Genomic DNA, 22,164 nt, shown 5'->3' on the forward strand with positions numbered 1-22,164 from the left:
CGGGACACTGGATGCCGGAGCCCCGCCTCCGCCCCGGACCGCTCTCCCGCGCCCGACCGAAAGGACCGCCACTCGTGGACGCCTCCGCATGGAACGCCCGCTACCTCGCGCAGCCCGACGCCTGGGGCACCACCCCGGCCGCCCGGATCGTCGCGGAGGTCACGGCCGCGGAGGACGCCGGCCTCGGGGTGGGCGCCGCCGTCGACCTCGCGTGCGGCGACGGGCGGCACGCGCGCTGGCTCGCCGCGCACGGCTGGCGGGTGCAGGCCGTGGACTTCTCCGAGGTCGCGATCGAGCAGGCCCGGGCCAAGGACTCCGACGAGGGCCGCAGCGGCAGCGTCGACTGGGTGGTCGGCGACGCGCGGACCTGGGCCCCCGCGGAGCCGGTCGACCTCGTCGTGGTGGGCTTCCTCCACCTCGACCTGCCCGAGCTCACCGCCGTGCTCCGCGACGCCGGCACCTGGCTGCGGCCCGGCGGGCACCTCGTCTACCTGGGCCACGCCGCCGAGAATCTCCGCCGCGGTGTCGGCGGGCCCCAGGACCCGACTCTCCTACCCGGAGTCGCCGACCTCGCCCGCGGCGCCGAGGGCCTCGAGGTGATCTCCCTGCGACACGACCTGCGACCGGCCGGCAAGGCCACCGCGATCGACGTCCTGCTGCACGCGCGGCGCTGGGCCGACTGACGGGCGTCGGGCTCGGTGTCCGCGAGGGCCGTCCGCGCAGTACAGCGGCGGCGTGCGGCGGGCCCTGGCTGCCCCTGCGAACGTCACCTATCTGATCACGCGACACCTATCGGACCCCTGAGGTGACGTGCAATCGGATAGGTGGCGCGACGCGAAAGGGCGGGCACTCCCGAACCCACGGCCGCAGCGCTGGAATCGGGCTCGGTGTTCGCGTCAATCGACTTCCGCTGTCTCGGCGTCGCGCTTTCCGCGTTGTTCCCCAGCGCGGTCAGCCGCTCACCGCGCCGACCGAGCGCTCCACCGGCAGGCCTTCCGTGCGCAGTGCCGCCGCTCGCTCCGCCAGGTCGACGCGCCACCACACCACGAAGCCCCAGATCACGAACGCCGCGTAAACCAGGTACAGCACCGCCGACGGGTAGTAGCCGGCCTTGAGCAGCAGCGGCACGCCGACGATGTCGACCGCGATCCACAGCAGCCAGAACTCCGTCCAGCCGCGGGCCATGCCGTAAGTGGCCAGAATCGATCCGGTGAAGATCCATGCGTCCGCCCACGGGCCCCACGAGCCGAGCTGCGCGAAGATCCAGCCGAACAGCAACGTGCCGACGAGCATCCCCACCACGAGCCCGGCCCTCTGGCGGCCCGTCGCCCAGTGCGGTCTGACGGCGGGCGCGTCAGCGACGGGACCACCGTGGGCGGCCGCAGCCGCGGCGGCCGCGTTGGCCCGCCGCGTCCGCGACCACTGCCACCAGCCGTACACGCCCACCGCGAGGAACATCACCTGCCGGCCGGCCTGGCCGTAGAGGTCGACGTCCTGCGGGGTGTGGAAGACGCCACCGAGGAAGACGGTGAGCAGGGTGAGGTTGCCGACGATCCCCACCGGCCACGCCCACACCACGCGGCGCATGCCACCGATCGCGGCGGCCAGGCCGAAGACGTTGCCGATGATCTCGCGCCACAGGATCGGGACTCCGCCGATCACCAGTTGCGCGTCGAGGAATGAGACGAGAAGGCTCATCGTGTGCCCCTTTCACGGGCTCTACACAGACGGCCCAGGGCTTGTGCCACGACGCCCGCCCGGCCACGACCGTCGCCGGCCGGGTCCGCATCGGGTGACGCGAGGTTCTCTTCCATCCGGACTATGACCGTCGGCCCCGGGATCACACCGGGTCTGCTGACCCCCGCGCGTGCGGTGCGACCGGACATTCGTTGTCCGGCTCGCCACCCGTACGGGGCGCTCGCGGGCTCGCCGCCGACCATGGGGTCGATGACATCACCGCCGGTGGGGAGTTTCACCCCGCCCTGAGAACGTGTTCCCGTTGTACCCCTGACGGGGGCCGCGCCGCAAGCCGCGGGGTCGTCGGCCGGGTCTCGAAGCCCGCCGCGGGCGCGCGCCGAGTGGGCCTCGAACGGGTGGCGAGTCCGTTGGCGCGTTCGTTGGCGGGTGGATCGTCGAGTGGTCGCCTCCACAGGGGAAATCGGCCGGCGGGCCTGCGCAAATGTGAGTGGGCCCGCCCAGTCGATGGACGGCGCCGCGGTAGGCGTCAAAGGCACAGCATGAGTGCCGCCGGGTGCGCTGCGTCTCTGCCCTCCGCTGCGCCTGTGGTCCATTCGGGCAGCACAACCCCCCGAAATACGTGCACAGCGGCAGCGCAGGTCGAAGAGGCAGCGGAAGTCAGCGGGGTCGCGCTGCGGCTTTGCTCACCGAACGCGCGCGCCGGGCGCGCGGCGTGCCGGACGCGCGTCAGCCGAGGGTGAGCTGCCCGCCGGACTCGCTGACCGGCACGACGTCGAGCGGCCTCGGTGCGGGCGCGAGGGTGTTGCGGCCGTCGGTGGCGTCGTACTCGGCGCCGTGGAGCGGGCAGCGCAGCGTCATGCCCTCGATCACCTGGACGACACCGCCCTGGTGGGTGCAGCGCGCGGAGTAGGCGACGAACTCGCCCTCGGCGGGCTGGGCGACGATCACCGTGGAGTCGCCGGCCTTGAACTGCTTGGCCGTGCCGACGGGGATCTCGGCGGCCGAGACGGTGGTCGCGGGCACCGTGGTGGTCTGCTGCACCGTCGACGGCGGCTGGGCCGGCTCGGTCATCCCGCACGCGGAGGCGATGCCCGGCAGCAGGATGATCCCGGGCAGGGCGGCCAGCACGGCCCGGCGCTGGGTGCACGGGCCGACCCTGGTGGCCGGGCCGCTGGCGGCGGCACCGATCGGGGCGGGCGTGGCGGCGGAGAAGGGCTCGGACATGCCGCCCATGGTATCGGCCCGGCCCGGGGCCACCGCCCCCGTCGGGACACCTAGGCTTCCCCCATGACGGTCCGCAGACTCGCGCCCCACGCCACGACGATCTTCACCGAGGTCTCGCGCCTGGCCACGCACTTCGACGCGATCAACCTGGGGCAGGGTTTCCCGGACACGGACGGGCCGGAGTCGATGATCGAGGCGGCGGTGCGGGCCCTGCGCGGAGGCCACAACCAGTACCCGCCCGGCATGGGGATCCCCGAGCTGCGCCACGCGATCGTCGCCGACGAGACCGCGCGCACCGGCCTGGTGCACGATCCGGAGACCGAGACGTTGGTGACGGTCGGCGCGACGGAGGCCATCGCCGCCGCGGTGGTGGGCCTGGTGGAGTACGACGACGAGGTGGTCGTCATCGAACCGTACTACGACTCCTACGTGGCCGCGGTGGCGATGGCCGGGGCCACCCGTCGCGCCGCGCGGTTGGTCCGCTCGGGCGGCCATATCCGACTCGACGTGGACTCGCTGCGGGAGGCGTTCTCACCGCGGACGCGGGCCGTGCTGGTCAACACGCCCCACAATCCCACGGGCGCCGTGCTGCCGCGGGAGGACCTCGAGGAGATCGCGGCCCTGTGCCACGAGTTCGACGCGATCGCGGTCTCCGACGAGGTGTACTCCCACCTCACCTACGACGGGGTCGAGCACGTCTCGATCGCCACCCTGCCCGGGATGGCGGAGCGGACGCTGCGGATCTCCAGCGCCGGGAAGCTGCTCAACTGCACGGGCTGGAAGATCGGGTGGGTCACCGGGCCGGCGGACCTCGTCGAGGGGGCGCGCACCGCGCGGCAGTACATGAGCTTCACCGTCGCCTCACCACTGCAGCCGGCGGTCGCGCACGCCCTGCGCCACGAGCAGGAGTGGATCGCGACGCTGCGGGAGGACATGCAGGCCCGGCGGGACGAGCTGGCGGGGATCCTCACGGGAGTCGGGTTCGACCTCGTCGTCGCACAGGGCACGTACTTCCTGACCGCGGACCCGAGCCCGCTCGGGGTGACCGACGCGGCGGCCTGGTGCCTCGAGCTCCCCGAGAAGGTCGGGGTGGCGGCGGTGCCGTTCGCGCCGTTCACCGACGCGTTCACCGACGACTGGTCGCACCTGGTGCGATTCGCGTTCTGCAAGCGGCCCGAGGTGCTCGCCGAGGCCGGGCGGCGGTTGCAGGCCCTGGCGCGCTGACGCCGCCCGGCCCCGCGTGCCGGCGGGGTCCTCGCGATCGCCGCCGCCCGAACCCTCCCGGTCAGTCCCGACGCGGGCCCTGGTCAGCGGCCGGTGGTGAGGACGATCTTGCCGACGGCGCCGCGGCCGTCCATGAGCTCGAGCGCCTCGGAGGCCTTCTCGAGCGGGAACTCGACGCCGACGAGCGGGTCGAGCCTGCCCGCGGCCAGCAGCGGCTCGACCTCGGCCCACTGCTTCTGCAGGTAGCCGGGGTTGGACATCCAGTACTCGCCCCAGCCGACGCCGACCGCGCTCTTGTTGCCCAGCAGCAGGCGGTTGACCTTGACCGTGGGGATCTCGCCGGCCGTGAAGCCGATGACCAGGATGCGGCCCTCCTGACCGAGCGCGCGGATGGAGTCGGTGAACCGGTCGCCGCCCACGGGGTCGACGACGATGTCGACACCCTTGCCGCCGGTGAGCTCCTTCGCGGCGTCCTTGAACCCCTCGGGCGCGATGACGTCGGTCGCGCCGGCCTTCCGCGCGAGCTCCCGCTTCTCCTCGGTGGACGCCACGGCGATGACGCGGGCTCCCAGGGCGGTGGCGAACTGGGTGGCGGCGATACCGATCCCGCCGCCCGCGCCGTGCACGAGCACCGTCTCACCCGGCTGCAGCCGACCGCGGTGGGCCAGCGCGAAGTGGACGGTGAGCACGTTCATGGGGATCGACGCGCCCTGCACGAAGCTGAGGTTCTCCGGCAGGTGGAACACCTGGGACGGCTCGGTCGACACGACCTCGGCGAAGCCCCCCAGGCCGGGGAACGCGCACACGCGGTCCCCAGCGGCGAATCCCGATCCCTCCGGCGCGGACCGCACCACGCCCGCGACCTCCGAGCCCGGGACGAACGGCAGCGGCGGCGAGATCTGGTACCTGCCGCGGGTCTGGAGCACCTCGGGAAACGTCACGCCGGCGGCGTGGACGTCGATCAGGACCGCGCCGGGCTCGGGCTCGGGGAGGTCGACCACCTCGAGGGCGGCGGGTCCGTCATGGCTGGGGATGTGGATGGCACGCATGCGGTCCATAGTGTCAGCCCACCACCGAGCCCGTGCCCCGCTCGGCTCAGCCGACGCCCGGGCCGGAGGTGTCAGCCGACGCGCGCGCTCTCCGCCGCGCGGCGATGACGGCGCCGGCGGAGCAGGTGCAGGACCAGCCCGAACGTGACCAGCACCTGGCCCACCTGGAACGCCAGCGCCATGACGATGAACTCCCGACCGAACGCGGTGGGCGAGATCAGCAGCGCCGCGCAGATGCCCAGCAGGACGACCGTCACGAGCTGACCGCCCGCGAGGAAACGCCTCGGCATCGTGGTGAGCTGACGACGGAGGCCCATCAGCAGCGAGTTGAGCGCCACCAACAGACACACAGGCACGCCGATCTGCGCCGGGAACAGGAACAGCACCACGAACAGTGGATGCGAGTTGAGCGTGACGGTGTCGGTGATGATGTACTGCGGGACGCTCCACGACGCGGTGAGCAGTGCGCAGATCACGGTGATCCACGAACCGCCCACGAGGATCCTCACCCGGTGAGGATAACCCGGCGTTAGTCCCTCGTCAGGGCCTCGCCGATCGGGGTGTCCCCGTCGGAGAACTCGATGGTGCGGCGGACGGTGTCGGGCCGGCGCAGGACGGCCGCGATGACCTCGGCGACCGCGTCCCGACTGGTCGCCCGGTCCTCGCGCTTGTCCGCGCCCAGCGCGATGGTCTCGCCCCCGGGCTCGTCGGTCAGCGCCCCGGGCCCGAGGATGGTCCACTGCAGATCGGACTCGCGGAGGTGGGCGTCGGCCGCCGCCTTGGCCTCGGCGTACGGGAAGAAAGCGTTGTCCTCCGACACGCCGTGATCGGGCCCGGCACCGTCGTAGGACACCATGACGTAGCGTTCCACGCCCTCGGCGACGCTCGCGTCCATCGAGCGGATCGCCGCGTCGCGATCGACCGCGTAGGTGCGGTCGGGATTGCCGCCGCCGGCGCCGGCGGACCAGACGACGGAGCCGCTGTCCCGGACGACCTCGCGGAGACCCTCGACGTCGAGCTTCTCGACATCCGCCACGACGGGGGTGGCGCCCGCCGCCCGGATGTCATCGGCGTGGTCCGGGTTGCGGATCACCGAGCGCACCTCCGCGCCCGCGTCCGACAGGATCCGGGCCGCGCGGAGGGCGACCTTGCCGTGGCCGCCGATGATGGTCACTGGTCGATCGATACTCATGGCCTCCGTTGTACTCGTCCGTAGGCGTCCCCGCCGACCGTCTTCCGCGAGCGCGCGGACCCGGCGGCGGTCACAACTCGACAACAAGTGGGTGGCCGGGCCGTTTCGGATTGGCTCCGTGTCGGACCCGGAGTGCATCATGTCGACATAAGCCGTGATTCACCGGCTCCCCCACGCTTTTCGCTTCGGAGTTGCTGCATGTCCCTGTCCAGGTCTGGAACCCCCTCTCTTCCGGCGGTGACGGGCCCCCTCGCCCTGCTCGCCGGACTGCTCGCGCTGATCCTCGTCGTCGCCGGGTGCACCATCCCGGTGCCCACGGGCTCCGCCGGGGAGACGACCCCCACCGAGCCCACCGCTCAGGCGCCCGCCCCGGCGACTCTGGAGGTCGTCCCGGCCGACGGCGCCACGGACGTCGCCGTGGTCGACGGCGTCCGGGCCACCGTCGAGAACGGCACCATCACGAACGCGGTGCTCACCAACGACGCCGGCAAGCAGATCGAGGGCGAGCTCTCGCGCGACGGATCCGAGTGGGAGCCGGCCGTCACGCTCGGGTTCGGGCGTACGTACACACTGCAGATCACCTACGAGGGCGCGGTCGGCGGGCCGCGGACCGACACCCGGACCTTCAGCATGGCCGACCCGGCGGCCGTCGTGACCCCCACCCTGAGGACGACCGGCGGCGGCACCCTGGAGTCGGACCGCGAATACGGCGTGGGGATCGTCATCGTGGCCGAGTTCGACCAGCCCATCGCGGACCGCGCGGAAGCTGAGAAGCACATGAAGGTCACCACCTCGCCCGAGGTGGAGGGCAACTGGTTCTGGGTAGACGACTCCTCCGCGCACTGGCGCCCGAAGGAGTACTACGAGCCCGGCACCCGGGTGCAGGTCGAACTCGACACCGAGGGACGCGACCTCGGCGGCGACCAGTGGGGTGGTGCCGGCGCGGAAGCCGACTTCACGATCGGCGACCGCCGCATCGCGATCGCCGACGACGCGACCAAGACGGTCTCCGTGTACCGCAACGGCGAACTGCTCAAGACCATGCCCACCTCCATGGGCAAGGGCGGGTGGGCCACCTACGGCGGCGTGACCATGCACTTCTGGACCCAGCCGGGGACCTACACCGTCCTGGACAAGTCCAGCTCGGTGTTGATGGACTCCACGACCTACGGCCTGCCCCTGTCCGCCGGCTACCGGGTCACCGTCGACCACGGCGTGCGCATCTCCAACGACGGGATCTACTTCCACGCCCTGGAGTCGTCGATGTGGGCCCAGGGCAACACCAACACCTCGCACGGCTGCCTCAACCTCTCCCCCGCTGATGCGAAGTGGTACTTCGACCAGGCGGTCACCGGGGACGTCGTCGAGGTCCGCGGCACGGGCGGGCCCGAGCTGGAGGTCTGGCAGAACGGCGACTGGTCCGTGCCGTGGGAGGTCTGGCAGACCGGCTCGGCCGACTGAGCGGGCGGCCCCCGATACGACCGCGGCCACCGAGGATCTCCTCGGTGGCCGCGGTCGCGCCAGGGGGTGTGTCAGAGGGCGAGGCAGGGGGTGCGTCAGCGCACGCCCATCATGTTCTTCCTGATCCACGGCGACAGCGCGGCCACGATCCCGGCCAGGACGATCGACGCGATACCCAGGGTCAGGAAGTACGACCGCTCGGCGCCGGCGTCGTCCGGGTCGTAGTACCCCGCGAGCACGCCGGACAGCGCGCTGCCGATCGAGACGCTGAGGAAGAACAGCGCCACCATCTGGGTCTTGAACGCCTCGGGTGCGAGCTTGGTCGAGAGCGACTGCCCGACCGGGGAGAGCAGCAGCTCCGCCATCGTGAACAGGAACAGGATTCCGACGATGCCCAGCAGCGGGGTCGCCACGCTCCCCACGAAGAACAGGAACACCAGGTAAGCGATACCCATGATGAGGTTCGCCAACGCGAACTTGATCGGGCTCGACGGCTGACGGTTGCCGAGCTTGGCCCACATCGCCGCGAACACGGCCGCGAAGATGATGATGAACAACGGGTTGATGGACTGCACCCAGCTCGCCGGCATCTCCCAGCCGCCCAGGTTCCGGTCCAGGCGCTGGTCCGAGTAGATGGCGATCACCGTGAACTGCTGCTGGAACAACGCCCAGAACGCCACCGACGCGACGAACATGGGGATGAACGAGATCACGCGTCGCCGCTCGTCCGCCTGCGTCTTGCGGCTGCCGATGAGCAGCGCGAACAGTGACAGCGCGCCCACGGCGGCGATCGCGGTGACGATGTTGTCGAGCGACTCGAGCGGGATCAGGCCCGTGGAGATGGCCGCCACGACGGCCACCACGACGACCGCCGAGACGACGAAGAAGCGCACCCGCTGCGGCCGGGGCAGTGGGTCGGGGACGGTCGCGCCGATGCCCTTGAGCGTGGCCCCGCGCATGAGCACGTACTGGATCAGGCCGATCGCCATGCCGGCCGCCGCGGCGCCGAACCCCCAGTGGAAACCGTTGCCGTGCCACAGGGCGCCGGTGACGAGCGGGCCGGTGAGGCCACCGATGTTGACCGCCATGTAGTAGATCGAGAACGCGGCGTCACGCCGGTCGTCGGTCCGCCGGTACATGTCACCGACCACCGTCGAGGTCGTGGCCTTGAGCGTGCCCGCGCCGACACCGACGAACACCAGGCCGATGCCCAGGCCGATCACCCCCGGCACGAGCGCCAACGACAGGTGCCCGAGCATGATCATCACGGCCGCACCGAAGAGCGTGCGCTCCGCGCCGAGGAGCCGGTCCGAGACCCAGCCGCCGAGGATCGCCGACGCGTACACGAGGCCGCCGTAGGCGCCCACGATCGAGGCGGCGATCTCCTCGGTGAAGCCGAGCCCGCCGTCACCGACCGCGTAGTAGATGTAATACGCCAGCAGGCCCTGCATCCCGTAGAAGCTGAAGCGCTCCCACAGTTCGATGCCCGACAGATTCGCCAGTCCGAGTGGATGGCCGAAGAACCTGCGGTCTGAATCGGCGAGAGCCACCTCGGCATTCCGAGTTGTCATGACGGACAGTGTTACTCCTGCTTTTTCGGCGTGACAAACCCGTTCCCCCGCCGACGCCGCGGCGGGGGAGTCGACATTTCCGCCGCGGGACAGGAGAATCAGAGGAATCAACCCCGGGCGACCGGCCCAGGGTGTAACCCGATCAGCGCAGGAGCACCTCCAGTGAGCCGAGCCGACACCCCGGCCCGATCTACCAGCCCCCTTCACGGAAGGGGGCACACCGGATGAGCATCGCGCTCTCACTACTACTGGGCGTCGTGGTCGTACTCGCGATCACCGCGCTGACGGGCTACTTCGTGGCCCAGGAGTTCGCCTTCATGGCCGTCGACCGCTCCCGCATGGGGGCGGCGGCCGAGAAGGGCGACCCCGTCGCCGAGCGGGTCCTCGGCGTCACCAGACGCACGTCGTTCATGCTCTCGGGCGCGCAGCTCGGGATCACCGTCACCACCCTCGTCGTGGGGTACGTCGCCGAGCCGCTCATCGGCCGGGCGATCGGTGACCTCCTCGGCCTGGCCTCGGTGCCGCAGGCCGTCGGCGTGGGCGTGGGCACGGTCCTGGCGCTGCTGTTCTCGACCGTCGTCCAGATGCTCTTCGGCGAGCTCGTCCCCAAGAACCTCGCGATCGCCAAGCCCGAGCCCGTCGCCCGGTGGCTGGCCCGGTCCACCGCCATCTACCTCGCCGTGTTCGGCTGGCTCATCGGCCTGTTCGACAAGGCCTCCGAGGCGCTGCTCAGGGCGGTCGGGATCGAGCCCGTGCACGACAAGGAGCACTCGGCCACCGCCCGCGACCTCGAACACATCGTCGCCGAGTCGGGCGAAGCCGGCGAGCTCTCCCCCGAGCTCAGTCGACTCCTCGACCGGATGCTCGACTTCCCCGGGCAGCCGGCCGAGCACGCGATGGTCCCGCGCTCGCGCACCGACGTGGTCCGGGCCGAGGACTCCGTCGACGAGGTCCTGTCCAAGATGGCGACCGGACACACCCGCTACCCGGTGGTGGGCGAGGACTCCGACGACGTGATCGGCATCGTCGACCTGCACGACCTCCTCGTGCTCTGTGGCGACGACACCGACGGCACGCTGACCCAGGTGTCGACGGTGATGCGCGCCCCGATCCGGGTGCCCACGTCGCTGCCGCTGCCCGAGGTGGCGGCCCGACTGAGCGCCCAGCGCTCCGAGATGGCCGTGGTCGTGGACGAGTACGGCGGGTTCGCCGGCGTCGTGACCATGGAGGACATGGCCGAGGAGATCGTCGGCGAGATCGCGGACGAGCACGACCCGCAGGCCGCGGAGGCCCCGGTCAGCGAGGGGCTGGGGTGGGTCCTCACCGGGGACACCCACCTCGACGAGGTGGAGCGACTCCTCGACATCACCCTTCCCGAGGTCGACGCCGAGACGCTCGGCGGACTGGTCATCGAGACGATCGGTGACCTGCCGGACGTCGGCGCCCGCGTCGACATCCCACTGCCGGACACGGACGTCCTCGAGGAGATCTCCGCCGACCGCGTCCTCCGGACAGAGGTCCGCCGTATCGAACGCCGCGTCCCCGCGGAACTGCACGTCGTGGTCGAGGAGGCCGCACGATGACCCCCACCACCACCCTGCTCGCCGCCGACGCCGACGGTGGGCTCATGAGCAACCCCTGGGTCGTCCTGGCGGCGACCGTCCTGCTCATCACGGCGTCCGCCTTCTTCGTGGCCGTCGAGTTCTCGCTCATCTCCGCCCGGCGGCACCGGCTCGAGGACGACGCCGCGCACAGCGCCGCCGCCCGCGCGGCGCTGCGTAACGCGTCCGAGCTGACGCTCCTGCTCGCCGGCGCCCAGCTGGGCATCACGCTGTGCGCGCTGGCGCTGGGCTCCATCACCAAGCCCGCCGTGCACCACTGGCTCACGCCGGTGTTCGCCGGGTGGGGGCTCCCGCTGTGGACCGCCGACGTCATCGCGTTCATCCTGGCGCTCATCATCGTCACGTTCCTGCACCTCGTGGTGGGTGAGATGGCCCCCAAGTCGTGGTCCATCACCCACCCCGAGTACTCGGCCACCCTGTTGTCGCTGCCGATGCGCGGCTTCCTGTGGCTGACCCGCCCGCTGCTGCTGGTGCTCAACAACACCGCCAACGCGATGCTGCACCGCCTGGGCGTCGAGGCCGTGGACGAGGTCGCCGCCGGCCAGGACGCCGACTCGCTGCGTGAGCTCGTCCGGCACTCCGGCGAGGCCGGGACGCTCGACGACACCCACCAGCGGCAGCTGCTCAGCGCCCTCGAGCTGCAGGAACTCACCGTGGGCGATCTGCTCGGCGAGCGCGACATCGACGAGCCCGCCTCCCCCGAGGAGATGTCCTCGGTCGGCGTCGACGCGGGCCCGGAGGAGATCCGCGACACCGCCCGCCGCACCGGCCATCTGCGTCTGCTGGTCCTCGAGGACGACACCGCGGTCGGCGTGGTCCACGCGCGGGACGCGATCGACGTCGACGGCGACGCCACGGCCCGTGAACTCATGCGGCCGAGCCTGTCCCTCGAGCACGATCTGACGGTCGCCGAGGCGTTCCGCCGGATGCGTGAGGCGCGCGCCCACCTCGTCGTCGTCGAACAGTCCGGCGGGCACCCGGGGACCCACGTCTCCGAGGTGCGGGGCGTCCTCACACTCGACGACGTGGTCCGACGCCTCCTGCCCGTCGCCTCCGCCTGACCGGCGCGGAGGCGGGCAGGCGCGTGCGGGTCTCGAAGTCGGTCAGACCAGGCCGATGAGCGTGAGCAGCCCCCACAGCGCCAGGCCCACCAGACCGAGGAGCACCAGCAGCATGAGCCCCACTGCGCCGATCGCCCGCAGCAGGTAGCCGCGGGCATCGGTGTCCACGCGGCGCCCCTCGGCGATGGCCCGGTCCACGAGCCGCAGGTTCTTGGAGGTGGCCTTGTGCGCGGCGTCGGCCACGTCGCCGACGAAGGGCACCACGCCGAGCGCGGCGTCGACGAAGTAGTTCCACCCCATACGGAACAGCAGGTGGACGGGGATGCGATTGCGCACGGCCTCGGCGAACACGGCCGCGGCGACGACCGTGCCCACCGCGTCACCCACCACCGGCACCAGTCCGATCACCGGGTCCAGGCCCACGCGGTAGTTGGTGCCCGGCACCCGGACGAGATCGTCGAGGACGCGCGCGAGGCCGGCGGTCACGGGCGAGGCGCCCGTACGGGCGGCGGGTGCCTGCGCGGCAGGGGTGGTCTGCGCGGCGCGGGGTGTCGGCGTCGAGTGGGGGTCGGTCATGGCGCCCGAGGGTAGCGGGTCGGCGCCGGGTCGGAGGTCAGCGCGTCGACGCTGCTGCGGTCGGCGCCGGAGTCTGGTTTCGTGGAGGAATGCCGCTCACGCCCCTCCGCCCGCCGCTCTCCCACTCGCCGCGGCCCGGCCGCGACTCCCGCGCCTCCCGGCCCCGGAATCGCCGGGCCGCCGGCCTGGCGGCGGCGGCCCTCGCCGTCGTCATGGTCGGGTCCGGCTGCGCGGCGCTGACCGGGGACACCGGCTCCGACGAGCTCCAGCAGTTCCTCTCCGCGCTCGAGGCCGGCGACGTCGCGGGGGCGGCCGCGATGACCACCGACCCGGCCGCCGCGGAGGAGACGCTCGCCGCGAACATCGAGTCGATGGGATTCGCGCCGAGCCTGTCGATCGACACGCCCGACGGTGACCGGCGCCCCGACAGGGACCCCGTGCCAGTGGAGATCACGTGGGATATGGGCGTCGCCGGAGGCGGCGACGGTGACGGTGGCGGCGCCGGCGGCGGTGAGGGTGACGACGACGAGGGCGGCGCCGACCCGGCCGGCGGGGGCGGTGAGCCGTCGCCCGCGCCGCGCGTGGTCACGACCACGGGTGAAGCGTCCACGACCAAGGTGGACGACCAGTGGAAGGTGCAATGGGCGCCGACCATCCTCGACACCCGTCTCGAACCGGGTGGCTACCTGGCGTTCTCCGAGATCCTCGACTACGACACGTCCGTCCTCGACCGGACGGGCGCGCCGCTGCTGCAATGGACTCCGGTCACGGCGGTGACGCTCGCCGCGGACGCCGCCGGGAGCGCCGACGCGGTCGCCGCCCTGGTGAGCACGGCCGCGCCCACGATCACCGGGCAGTCGATCCGCGACGGCATGGCGGAGGCAGGCGACCAGCCGTACCAGGTGGTGGGGCTGCGCCCCAGCGACATCGACCCGATCCGCGAGCAGCTCGCCGCGATCGAAGGGGTGAGCCTTCCCGAGCGCGGCGACCTCATCCGCACCGACCGCGAGCTCCGCTCCCCGGTACTGGACGGGCTCCCGAACGCGTGGCTCGAGGCGCTGCAGGCCGAGGGCGGGTGGCGCGCTGAGATCGTCAATCCCGACGCCGAGCCGATCGAGCTCGGCAGCGCACCGGTCGGGGAGGTCGAGGACCTCGTCTCCACCGTCCAGATCTCCGTGCAGCAGGCGGCGGCGGACGCGGTGGCCGGCACCGGGCTGGCGGCGTCGATCGTCGCGATCCAGCCGTCGACCGGCGGGATCCTGGCCGTGGCGCAGAACTCCGCCGCCGACCAGCAGGGGCCCGTGTCGCTGGAGGGCCGCTTCCCGCCCGGCTCCACGTTCAAGGTGGTCACCACATCCGCCGCGCTGCAGTCCGGCGTCCTGGGCCCCGACGAGATCGTGCCGTGTCCCGCATCGATCACCGTCTCCGGCCGCACGATCCCCAACGACAGCGACTTCGCGCTGGGCGAGGTGCCCATGGAGACCGCGTTCGCCCGCTCCTGCAACACCAGCCAGGCCGTCATCAGCGACCGGCTCGAGCCGACCGCCATGAAGGACACGGCCGCGCAGCTGGGCCTGGGGGTCGGGTTCACCGGCCCGGGGATGAGCTCGTCGTGGTTCACCGGGTCGGTACCCGTCACCGAGCGCGGCCCGGCCCGCGTCGAGGCGTCGATCGGGCAGGGCGAGGTGCTGGCCAGCCCGTTCGGCCTGGCCGTCATGCAGGCCTCGGTCGCGAACGGTGGCCGGATGATCCTGCCGCAGGTCGTCGCGGGAATGCCCGCGGTGGCCAACGACGCCCCCGAGCCGCTGCCGCCGGGCATCGTGGACACCCTGCGCCGGTACATGGAGCAGGTCGTGCGCAGCGGCACCGCGACCGCCGCGAACTCGATCCCGGGGCTGATCGGCAAGACCGGCACCGCCGAGGTCGGCAGCGGCCCGTCGCACGGCTGGTTCGTGGGATCAACCGGCGACATCGCCGTGGCCGTGCTCATCGAGGGTGCCGACTCCTCGGCCCCGGCGGTGGAGATGGCCGCCGACTTCCTCGGCGCCGCAGGGCAACCCGCCCCGCTTCCCGCGGGCTGAACCGGTAGTTTCGGCTCATGCGCCTGCCCAAGGTCCCCCTGCCCGCACTCTCCCTGCCCGCGGTCTCCCTGTCCGCTCTGCCGCTGCCCGGGTTCGATCGGCTGCCCTTCTCGTCGTCGTCCCCCTCCCCCGCCGACACCCACCGCCGCGTCCTCGTCACCGGCGGCGCCTCGGGACTGGGCCTGGCCCTGGCCACCGCGTTCCTCGAGCGCGGCGACCGCGTGATCGTCACCGACCTCGCCCCCACCGACGCGCGGCCCGACACGGTTCCCGACGACGCGCGCTACCTGCGCCTCGACGTGCGCTCGGAAGACGAGTGGCAGGCCGTGCGCGCCGAGGTCGAGGCGATCTGGGGCGGACTCGACGTGCTGGTCAACAACGCCGGCATCGCCCAGGGCGGGCGCATCGAGATGCTCACCGAGGACGACTGGCGGCAGATCGTCGACATCAACCTGCTCGGCGTGGCCCGCGGCTGCCGCACGTTCGTGCCGATGCTCAAGGCGCAGGGCAGCGGGCGCATCGTCAACACAGCCTCCCTCGCCGGGCTCGTGCACCCGCCCACCATGTCGTCCTACACCGCCGTCAAGGCCGCCGTCGTGGCGATCTCCGAGAGCCTGCGCTGGGAGCTCGAGCCGTTCGGCGTGGACGTGTCCGTGGTGTGCCCGTCGTTCTTCCGCACCAACCTCGCCTCGAGCCTCAACTCCTCCGACCCCGCCGCCAGCGGGTTCGCGAGCAAGCTCATCGACCGCTCCGAGCGTGGGGCCACCGAGATCGCCGCCGAGGTCATGACCGGACTCGACGCCGGGCGGTTCCTCATCCTCCCCGACCCCGAGGCGCGCAGGTCCTACCGCGGCAAGCGGCTCCTTCCCGCCGCGTACGAGAAGACGATGACCGAGATGGGACGGAAGTTCGCGCGCGCCACCCGCGAGTAACGTGCGGGGCATGACCCCCTCCCACCTCATGTCCCGCGCCGACCTCGATTTCCTCCTGCACGACTGGCTGCGGGTGTCCGAGCTGACCGGGCGCGAGCGCTACGCCGACCACTCCCGCGAGACGATCGAGGCTGTGCTGGACCTGTCGGCCGAGCTCGCCGAGACGTACTTCGCGCCCCACTTCCGCAAGGCCGACCTCACCGAGCCCCGGCTCGTGGGCGAGGAGGTCGAGCTCATCCCCGAGATCGGCGAGGCGCTGGCGAAGTTCGCCGAGGCGGACCTCGTGGGCGCGGCGATGGACTCCCGCGTCGGCGGCCTGCAGCTGCCCTACACCGCGTACCTGGCGTGCATGGCGTGGTTCTACGCGGCCAACATCTCCACGGCCGCCTATCCGCTGCTCACCACCGGCAACGCCAACCTGCTGCTCACCCACGGCTCCGACGAGCAGATCCGGAAGTACGTCGAGCCGATGATCCAGGGCCGGTTCACGGGGACGATGTGCCTGTCCGAGCCGCACGCCGGCTCCAACCTCGCCGACATCACCACGCGCGCCGAGCCCCAGCCCGACGGCACCTACCGCCTGTTCGGCCAGAAGATGTGGATCTCCGGCGGCGAGCACCAGATGGCCGAGAACATCGTCCACCTCGTCCTGGCCAAGGTGCCCGGCTCCCCGCCCGGCACCCGCGGCATCAGCCTGTTCATCGTGCCCAAGTTCCTCGTCGACGACGACGGCTCGCTCGGCGAGCGCAACGACATCGTCATCACCGGCCTCAACCACAAGATGGGCTTCCGCGGCACGGTCAACACCATGCCCACTCTCGGGCAGGGCATGCACGCCCCCGGCGGGCGGCCGGGCGCGGTCGGGTACCTCGTGGGCGAGGAGAACACCGGCCTCAAGAAGATGTTCACGATGATGAACGAGGCCCGTCTCGGCGTGGGCCTGGGCGCCACGGCCATCGGCTACACCGGCTACCTCAAGTCGCTGGACTACGCGCGCAACCGGCCCCAGGGCAGGCCCGCCGGCGCGGATCCGTCGACGCCGCAGGTGATGCTCACCCGCCACACGGACGTCCGGCGGATGCTGCTCGCCCAGAAGTCGTACGTGGAGGGCGCGCTGGCGCTGGGCCTGTTCTGCGCGAGATTGGTCGACGACGAGAAGACGGGTACTCCGGAGGAGTCGACGGCGGCGAAGACGCTCCTGGACGTCCTCACCCCGATCGCCAAATCGTGGCCGTCGCAGTGGTGCCTCAAGGCCAACGAGCTGGCGGTGCAGGTGCTCGGCGGGGCCGGGTACACGATCGACTACGACGTCGAACAGCACTATCGCGACAACCGCCTCAATCCCATCCACGAGGGCACCCACGGCATCCAGGGGCAGGACCTGCTGGGCCGGAAGGTCGTGGCCGGCGGCGGCGCCGGGTTGGCCGCGCTCACCGGGCGCATCACCGCCACGTGCGACCGGGCGGCCACGGCCGGCGGGGTCGTCGCCGAGCTGGCCTCGCTGCTGCGCCCGCGCGTCACCCGGCTCATCGAGGTCACCACCGCGCTCGCCGAGGTCGGCGCAACCGACCCGGAGGCGTTCCTGGCCGACGCCACCGAGTACCTCGAGGCCACCGGGCACGTGGTGATCGCGTGGATCTGGATCGAGCAGTTGCTGGCGCTGGGCGACCGGGTGACGGCGGTCACTGCGGCTGGCGCGGGCGCCGGGGGCGATGGCGAGGGCGGCGCACGCGATGCGGGCGGGGCGGGCGACGGCGCCTCGGCGTCCGACGCCTTCGCCGCCGGCAAGCTCAGGGCGGCCGAGTACTTCCTGCGCCGAGAACTGCCGATCGTCGACGCCAAGTTCGACCTGCTCGTCGCCGGCGACCGCACGACGCTGGACATGCGCGACGACTGGTTCTGACGCGACCGCGCCCGGGCCGACGACGGTGTCGACCCGGGCAGGCCGAGCACCGGGCCGCGGGGTCACCGGGCCGAGCCGAGCACCGGGCCGCGGGGCCGGCGGGCGAGCCGGGCACTGGGCCGAGGGGTCGGCGGACGGGCGAGCCGGGCACTGGGCCGAGGGGTCGGCGGGCGGGCGATCCGCCAGCGCATCCGGCCGCAGATGCGCTGCCTCTTCGACTCACGCTGGCGGAGTGGTCCAACGACCCAGCGCAACCCCAGCGTATGCGTACAGAGTGCCAGCGCAGGGCGAAGGGGCAGCGCGACCGCGGAGACTCGTGCTGGCAGAATGCCCGCGTCACGACGCGGGCCCGGACCGACGTGGTGTCGGCCCGGGCCCGGGTCACAGTGCGTGGGAGTTCAGGGCTCCCACCGCGGGTGGCGTCAGGTGTTCAGGGCACCTGCCGCCGGTCGGCTCACTCCTCGGGCATGAGCACCTCGTCGACGAGGTAGACGGTGGCGTTCTCGGTCTGGACGCCGCCGCAGACGACGCCCGCGCCGTTGACCATGAGCTCGTCACCGGAGCCGGTGACCTCGAGCTGCGCACCGTTGAGGGTGGTGTGCTCGCCGGCGACCTGGTCGGGCGTGGCCTGACCCTCGACGACGTGGTAGGTCAGGATGCTGGTGAGCATGTCGGCGTCGGTCTGCAGCGCCTGCATGGTGGCCTCGTCGATCTGCGCGAACGCGTCATCGACCGGGGCGAAAACCGTGTACTCGCCGTTGTTCAGGGTGTCGACCAGGTCGACCTCCGGATTGACGCCACCCGAGATAGCCGAGGTGAGAGTGGTGAGCATGGGGTTGTTGGAGGCGGCCGTGGCGACCGGCTCCATCGCCATGCCCTCGACCGAGCCCGGCCCCTCGGGGTTGGCCTCGGCGTAGTCTGCGCAGCCCGCGCCGACGAGCATGCCGGCCGGGTCAGACTCCATCGCGGAGGTCTCGCTCGCGGACGAAGTGGTCATCATCGAGGAGGAGGTGCCCTCGGCGGTGTTCTCGGTATCGCTTCCCTCATCGCTCGCGCAGCCGGCGAGGACGAGTCCGGAGACCGCGGCGGCCGCGGTGATCGACGCGACGCGCCGGGAGATCGTGATGCCCATGGTGCGTTTCCTTTCGGTAGGGCCCCGCCGAGTTGGCGGGACTCTGTGCAGTGGGTCACCAGTGCTTCGGCGGGCCAGCCGGACCGGATGGGTGCCGTAGGGAATTTATTTCGTACCGGTCCATCGGGACCCCGGCTCCGAACTCCTGGCATGGACAGCACAGAGCAACGACCCAGGGCGATCGCTCGGGCAGCCTCAGGCCTCCTCGCCACCGGCCTCGCCGTCGCGGTGGGGCACGCCGTGGCCGGCGTCGTCACACCGGGTTCGTCCCCATTCCTCGCGGTCGCCGACTCCGTGGTCGACCGCGCACCGGCAGCGGTGCGCGAGGTGACGATCGACGCGCTCGGCACCGCCGACAAGCCCGCCCTGATGATCGGGCTGGCGGCCATCCTCCTCGTCACGGGCGTGGTGGTCGGCCTCGTCGAGCGTCCGCGTCGCCCCGCCGGGAGCGCCGTCCTGGTCGTCTTCGGGCTCGTCGGCATGGTGGCGGCACTGGCCCGCCCGTCGGCCGGGCCGCTGTGGGCGGTACCGACCCTGCTCGGCGTGGTCGCCGCCGTCGTGGCGTTGCGCGCCCTGATCGGGGCTCTGTTCCCGGCAGAGGCCGGGACCCGTTCGGCCACCGCCACGGCCTCGGACTCGGGACCGGCGCCGACGCCACCGCCGGCGCCGACGCCCCAGCCCGGAGGCCCGCCCGGCGACCGGCCCGCACCCGACCGCCGACGTTTCCTCGTCCTGGCCGGGTCCGCCGTCGCCGTGATCGCCGCCGCCGGCACCACGGGCATCGCGCTGACCCGACGCGCCGCCGACGCGGTCGCCGAACGCACCGGTCTGCGGCTGCCGCGGGTGCTCGCCCGCAACGCGGCCGCCCCCGTTCCGCCGGGCGTCACGCCCGACGCGCCGGGCGTGACGCCGTTCCTCACCGACAACGCCGAGTTCTACCGCATCGACACCGCCCTACGCGTGCCGTCCCTGAGCACCACCGAGTGGCGGCTACGGATCCACGGGATGGTCGAGCGGGAGATCGAACTGGACTGGCAGACCCTGGTCGAGCGCGAGGCGCAGGATCGGATCATCACCATGACCTGCGTGTCCAACGAGGTCGGCGGCGACCTGGTGGGCACCTCGACCTGGACCGGGTTCCCCATCGCCGACCTGCTCGCCGAGGCGGGCCCCCTGCCCGACGCCGACATGCTGCTGTCGACCTCGGTCGACGGCTGGACGGCCGGCACCCCGCTCGAGGCGCTGACGGACGGCCGCGACGCCCTCCTGGCGGTGGGGATGAACGGTGAGCCGCTGCCGTTCGAACACGGCTACCCGGTCCGTCAGATCGTTCCCGGCCTCTACGGGTACGTCTCGGCGACCAAGTGGGTAGTGGACTGGGAGGTCACCCGCTTCGACCAGGCCAGCGCGTACTGGACCGACCGCGGGTGGGCGGAGCGCGGCCCGATCCGCACCGCCAGCCGCATCGACCGGCCCGCCCCGCTCGCGGAGTTGCCGCCCGGTCCGACGGTCGTCGCCGGGACCGCGTGGGCACAGCGCCGCGGCATCGACCGCGTGGAGGTGAGGGTCGACGACGGGCCGTGGCAGGACGCCCGGCTGGCGGAGGAGTACTCGGTGGACACCTGGCGCATGTGGTCGTGGGTCTGGGACGCCGAGCCGGGTCTGCACACGCTGCACGTCCGTGCCACCGACTCGACCGGTGAGGTCCAGCCGGAGGAACGCAGGGACCCCGTTCCCAGCGGCGCCACCGGCTGGCACAACCGCACGTTCCGGGTGGCGACGGCATGACCCTCCAGGCGACCCGCAGACCGCCGGCGCGGCCACCGGCTCGACCACCCGCGCCGCCGTCGCGCGGCCCGGACCCGGTTGGCACTAGACTGGCCACCGTGTCCGAGCCAGTCGCCCCGCCACTGACCGACCCGGGGAGCCTGCTCGAGCTGGCCGCGTCCGGTGATCTCCAGGCCTTCGGTCGCTTCTACGACCTCATGGCCCCACGTGCCTACGGGCTCGCCCTACGGGTTCTGCGCGACCCGGGCTACGCCGAGGAGACGGTGCAGGAGGTGTTCCTGCAGGTCTGGAAGCAAGCGGCCGACTACCGGCCATCGCTCGGGTCCGTCCAGTCCTGGGTGCTGACCATCACGCACCGCCGGGCCGTGGACAGGGTCCGCTCCGAGACGTCGGCCGCCCGGCGCGACGAGATCGATGCCGCGACCGGTTCCATCCACGGCGACGATGTCGCCGAACAGGTCACGGAACAGATCTCCCGCGACGAGGACGCCGCGGAGGTGCGCAGGTGTCTGGAGACGCTGACCGGCAACCAGCGCGAGTCCATCGAGATGGCCTACTTCTCCGGCCTGACGTACCGCGAGGTCGCCGACCAGCTCAGTTCCGCACTGCCCACCATCAAATCGAGAATCCGCGACGGGCTCCGTCGCCTGAAGAACTGCCTGGGAGGTGAGCTGTCATGAGCGTCTCTTACCACGATCATCCGTCGACCCCTGACAGCGTCCGCCCCGAGGACCTCGACCTCTACGCCCTGGACGCACTGCCCGAGCACGAGGCCGACGCCGTCGAGGCCGCGCTGGTGGGTGCCGCGCCCGAGGAGCAGTCGTCGATGCTCGCGCACATCGCCTCGACCCGCGAGGTCATGGCCGGACTCGTGGCCGACGCCGGCCTCGACGCCGCGCCTCCCGCGCATCTGCGGGAGCGCATCCTCGAGCTGGCGGCGGCCTCCTCGCCGTCCGACCCCACCGGGCCCGTCGGTCCGGGCGGCCGCCGCGGCTCCGAGCGGGATGCGGCCGGGGGTGCGGACGTCCTCGACCTGAGCCGGGAGCGCGAGCGCCGGCGGCCCGGCCCGCTGACGTTCCTCGCCGTCGCCGCGGCCGCCGTGGTACTGCTGGTCGGTGGCGTGACGATCGGCCGCATCACCGACGGGTCCGGGTCCGACGATCTGCCCACCGCCGCGCCCCCCTCGGGGACGATGCCGGGTCAGGTCACCTCCCTGTTGGCCGCCGAGGACCTCGCGGTGGTCCGCGGCCAGATCGGCGGGACCGGCACCGCCACCGTGCTTGCGTCGAAGACGGCGGACATGGCCGTCATCTCGATGACGGACCTGCCCGCCCCGCCCGAGGGCCGCGCCTACCAGCTGTGGCTCATGGGTGATCACGAGCCCATATCCGCCGGGACGATGGAGGCGGGCGAGGTGGGCCCGTCCCCCTCGGCGCAGATCGACGGCATCCGCAACTCCGAGCAGATCGGCATCACCGAGGAGCCCGCGGGTGGCTCGCCGGCGCCGACCGGTCAGGTCCTGCTGGCCCTCGACATCCAGTGACCCGGCGTAGTCGCCGGGCCGCATAGTCGGCCCGCCGCCATCGAGAAGACGGTTTCGCACGCCGCCACTCGGCAGATGCGTGCGAAACCGTCTTCTCGACGGGGTGC

19 protein-coding genes and 1 riboswitch are annotated in these 22,164 nt (G+C 72.1%); of the genes, 11 read left to right on the forward strand and 8 right to left on the reverse strand.

From position 1 onward, the window contains the following. Positions 1-74: 74 nt before the first annotated feature. Positions 75-683: a class I SAM-dependent methyltransferase gene (locus tag A6035_RS15425; protein ID WP_108848656.1), complete on the forward strand. Its 609-nt coding sequence runs from the start codon at positions 75-77 to the stop codon at positions 681-683. 268 nt (positions 684-951) lie between these two features. Here A6035_RS15425 and A6035_RS15430 read toward each other — a convergent pair whose 3' ends face one another. Together A6035_RS15430 and A6035_RS15435 are read right to left on the reverse strand one after the other, a co-directional pair. Beyond that, complete coding sequence (locus tag A6035_RS15430; protein WP_108848657.1) at positions 952-1,698, reverse strand: nicotinamide mononucleotide transporter family protein; 747 nt, start codon at positions 1,696-1,698, stop codon at positions 952-954. A 100-nt stretch (positions 1,699-1,798) separates the two neighbouring features. Further along, a riboswitch (FMN riboswitch) is annotated at positions 1,799-1,994 on the reverse strand. Between the two features lie 430 nt (positions 1,995-2,424). Continuing rightward, the gene (locus tag A6035_RS15435) at positions 2,425-2,922 is read right to left on the reverse strand and encodes a Rieske (2Fe-2S) protein (protein ID WP_244192464.1); all 498 of its coding nucleotides are present in this window, start codon (positions 2,920-2,922) and stop codon (positions 2,425-2,427) included. A 63-nt stretch (positions 2,923-2,985) separates the two neighbouring features. Between A6035_RS15435 and A6035_RS15440 the strand changes: the two genes are divergently transcribed. After that, a complete protein-coding gene (locus A6035_RS15440) occupies positions 2,986-4,146 on the forward strand; it encodes a pyridoxal phosphate-dependent aminotransferase (RefSeq protein WP_108848659.1) in 1,161 nt (386 codons plus the stop codon). 83 nt (positions 4,147-4,229) lie between these two features. Here the strand turns inward: A6035_RS15440 and A6035_RS15445 are convergent, their stop codons facing one another. From A6035_RS15445 to A6035_RS15455, 3 genes are all read right to left on the reverse strand, one after another. Continuing rightward, a complete protein-coding gene (locus A6035_RS15445) occupies positions 4,230-5,195 on the reverse strand; it encodes an NADPH:quinone oxidoreductase family protein (protein WP_108849320.1) in 966 nt (321 codons plus the stop codon). A 71-nt stretch (positions 5,196-5,266) separates the two neighbouring features. Further along, complete coding sequence (locus A6035_RS15450) at positions 5,267-5,704, reverse strand: hypothetical protein (RefSeq protein ID WP_167400743.1); 438 nt, start codon at positions 5,702-5,704, stop codon at positions 5,267-5,269. Between the two features lie 20 nt (positions 5,705-5,724). Beyond that, positions 5,725-6,387: an NAD(P)H-binding protein gene (locus A6035_RS15455; protein WP_108848660.1), complete on the reverse strand. Its 663-nt coding sequence runs from the start codon at positions 6,385-6,387 to the stop codon at positions 5,725-5,727. A gap of 198 nt (positions 6,388-6,585) precedes the next feature. Between A6035_RS15455 and A6035_RS15460 the strand changes: the two genes are divergently transcribed. Then, a complete protein-coding gene (locus tag A6035_RS15460) occupies positions 6,586-7,848 on the forward strand; it encodes a L,D-transpeptidase (protein WP_108848661.1) in 1,263 nt (420 codons plus the stop codon). A gap of 95 nt (positions 7,849-7,943) precedes the next feature. Here A6035_RS15460 and A6035_RS15465 read toward each other — a convergent pair whose 3' ends face one another. Beyond that, complete coding sequence (locus A6035_RS15465; RefSeq protein ID WP_108848662.1) at positions 7,944-9,419, reverse strand: peptide MFS transporter; 1,476 nt, start codon at positions 9,417-9,419, stop codon at positions 7,944-7,946. A 224-nt stretch (positions 9,420-9,643) separates the two neighbouring features. Between A6035_RS15465 and A6035_RS15470 the strand changes: the two genes are divergently transcribed. Then, the gene (locus tag A6035_RS15470; RefSeq protein WP_108848663.1) at positions 9,644-11,002 is read left to right on the forward strand and encodes a hemolysin family protein; all 1,359 of its coding nucleotides are present in this window, start codon (positions 9,644-9,646) and stop codon (positions 11,000-11,002) included. Further along, a complete protein-coding gene (locus A6035_RS15475) occupies positions 10,999-12,102 on the forward strand; it encodes a CNNM domain-containing protein (RefSeq protein WP_235026712.1) in 1,104 nt (367 codons plus the stop codon). Before A6035_RS15470 ends, A6035_RS15475 begins: the two co-directional genes overlap by 4 nt. Positions 12,103-12,144: 42 nt before the next feature. On the opposite strand, the gene A6035_RS15480 is transcribed toward A6035_RS15475, so the two are convergent. After that, complete coding sequence (locus A6035_RS15480) at positions 12,145-12,678, reverse strand: DUF4112 domain-containing protein (RefSeq protein WP_244192465.1); 534 nt, start codon at positions 12,676-12,678, stop codon at positions 12,145-12,147. A gap of 89 nt (positions 12,679-12,767) precedes the next feature. Here A6035_RS15480 and A6035_RS15485 point away from each other — a divergent pair, with 89 nt between their 5' ends. From A6035_RS15485 to A6035_RS15495, 3 genes are read left to right on the forward strand one after another with little or no spacing between them, the layout of a single operon-like run. Then, positions 12,768-14,759, forward strand: a complete 1,992-nt coding sequence (locus A6035_RS15485) for a penicillin-binding transpeptidase domain-containing protein (protein ID WP_108848664.1) — start codon at positions 12,768-12,770, stop codon at positions 14,757-14,759. 17 nt (positions 14,760-14,776) lie between these two features. Beyond that, complete coding sequence (locus A6035_RS15490; RefSeq protein ID WP_108848665.1) at positions 14,777-15,691, forward strand: SDR family NAD(P)-dependent oxidoreductase; 915 nt, start codon at positions 14,777-14,779, stop codon at positions 15,689-15,691. Between the two features lie 10 nt (positions 15,692-15,701). Then, entirely contained in the window at positions 15,702-17,594 is a 1,893-nt protein-coding gene (locus A6035_RS15495) for an acyl-CoA dehydrogenase (RefSeq protein ID WP_108848666.1), read from the forward strand. Between the two features lie 454 nt (positions 17,595-18,048). Here A6035_RS15495 and A6035_RS15500 read toward each other — a convergent pair whose 3' ends face one another. After that, positions 18,049-18,726, reverse strand: a complete 678-nt coding sequence (locus A6035_RS15500) for a fasciclin domain-containing protein (RefSeq protein WP_108848667.1) — start codon at positions 18,724-18,726, stop codon at positions 18,049-18,051. Between the two features lie 150 nt (positions 18,727-18,876). Between A6035_RS15500 and A6035_RS15505 the strand changes: the two genes are divergently transcribed. The 3 genes from A6035_RS15505 (at position 18,877) to A6035_RS15515 (ending at position 22,057) form a co-directional block, all read left to right on the forward strand. Further along, complete coding sequence (locus A6035_RS15505; protein ID WP_108848668.1) at positions 18,877-20,514, forward strand: molybdopterin-dependent oxidoreductase; 1,638 nt, start codon at positions 18,877-18,879, stop codon at positions 20,512-20,514. Positions 20,515-20,612: 98 nt separating this feature from the next. Beyond that, complete coding sequence (gene sigK / locus A6035_RS15510) at positions 20,613-21,194, forward strand: ECF RNA polymerase sigma factor SigK (RefSeq protein WP_108848669.1); 582 nt, start codon at positions 20,613-20,615, stop codon at positions 21,192-21,194. Then, the gene (locus A6035_RS15515; RefSeq protein ID WP_108848670.1) at positions 21,191-22,057 is read left to right on the forward strand and encodes an anti-sigma factor; all 867 of its coding nucleotides are present in this window, start codon (positions 21,191-21,193) and stop codon (positions 22,055-22,057) included. The genes sigK and A6035_RS15515 overlap by 4 nt, the downstream gene beginning before the upstream one ends. Positions 22,058-22,164 lie beyond the last annotated feature (107 nt).

Source organism: Dietzia lutea (genome assembly GCF_003096075.1).
Classification (GTDB): Bacteria; Actinomycetota; Actinomycetes; order Mycobacteriales; family Mycobacteriaceae; genus Dietzia; species Dietzia lutea.

Coding starts and splice junctions, on each gene's coding strand:
- A6035_RS15470 (WP_108848663.1), top strand. CDS start 9,644: ATGAGCATCGCGCTCTCACTACTACTGGGCGTCGTGGTCGTACTCGCG.
- A6035_RS15500 (WP_108848667.1), bottom strand. CDS start 18,726: ATGGGCATCACGATCTCCCGGCGCGTCGCGTCGATCACCGCGGCCGCC.
- A6035_RS15490 (WP_108848665.1), top strand. CDS start 14,777: ATGCGCCTGCCCAAGGTCCCCCTGCCCGCACTCTCCCTGCCCGCGGTC.
- A6035_RS15460 (WP_108848661.1), top strand. CDS start 6,586: ATGTCCCTGTCCAGGTCTGGAACCCCCTCTCTTCCGGCGGTGACGGGC.
- A6035_RS15440 (WP_108848659.1), top strand. CDS start 2,986: ATGACGGTCCGCAGACTCGCGCCCCACGCCACGACGATCTTCACCGAG.
- A6035_RS15495 (WP_108848666.1), top strand. CDS start 15,702: ATGACCCCCTCCCACCTCATGTCCCGCGCCGACCTCGATTTCCTCCTG.
- A6035_RS15505 (WP_108848668.1), top strand. CDS start 18,877: ATGGACAGCACAGAGCAACGACCCAGGGCGATCGCTCGGGCAGCCTCA.
- A6035_RS15485 (WP_108848664.1), top strand. CDS start 12,768: ATGCCGCTCACGCCCCTCCGCCCGCCGCTCTCCCACTCGCCGCGGCCC.
- A6035_RS15445 (WP_108849320.1), bottom strand. CDS start 5,195: ATGCGTGCCATCCACATCCCCAGCCATGACGGACCCGCCGCCCTCGAG.
- A6035_RS15480 (WP_244192465.1), bottom strand. CDS start 12,678: ATGACCGACCCCCACTCGACGCCGACACCCCGCGCCGCGCAGACCACC.
- A6035_RS15465 (WP_108848662.1), bottom strand. CDS start 9,419: ATGACAACTCGGAATGCCGAGGTGGCTCTCGCCGATTCAGACCGCAGG.
- A6035_RS15515 (WP_108848670.1), top strand. CDS start 21,191: ATGAGCGTCTCTTACCACGATCATCCGTCGACCCCTGACAGCGTCCGC.
- A6035_RS15475 (WP_235026712.1), top strand. CDS start 10,999: ATGACCCCCACCACCACCCTGCTCGCCGCCGACGCCGACGGTGGGCTC.
- A6035_RS15430 (WP_108848657.1), bottom strand. CDS start 1,698: ATGAGCCTTCTCGTCTCATTCCTCGACGCGCAACTGGTGATCGGCGGA.
- A6035_RS15435 (WP_244192464.1), bottom strand. CDS start 2,922: ATGTCCGAGCCCTTCTCCGCCGCCACGCCCGCCCCGATCGGTGCCGCC.
- A6035_RS15455 (WP_108848660.1), bottom strand. CDS start 6,387: ATGAGTATCGATCGACCAGTGACCATCATCGGCGGCCACGGCAAGGTC.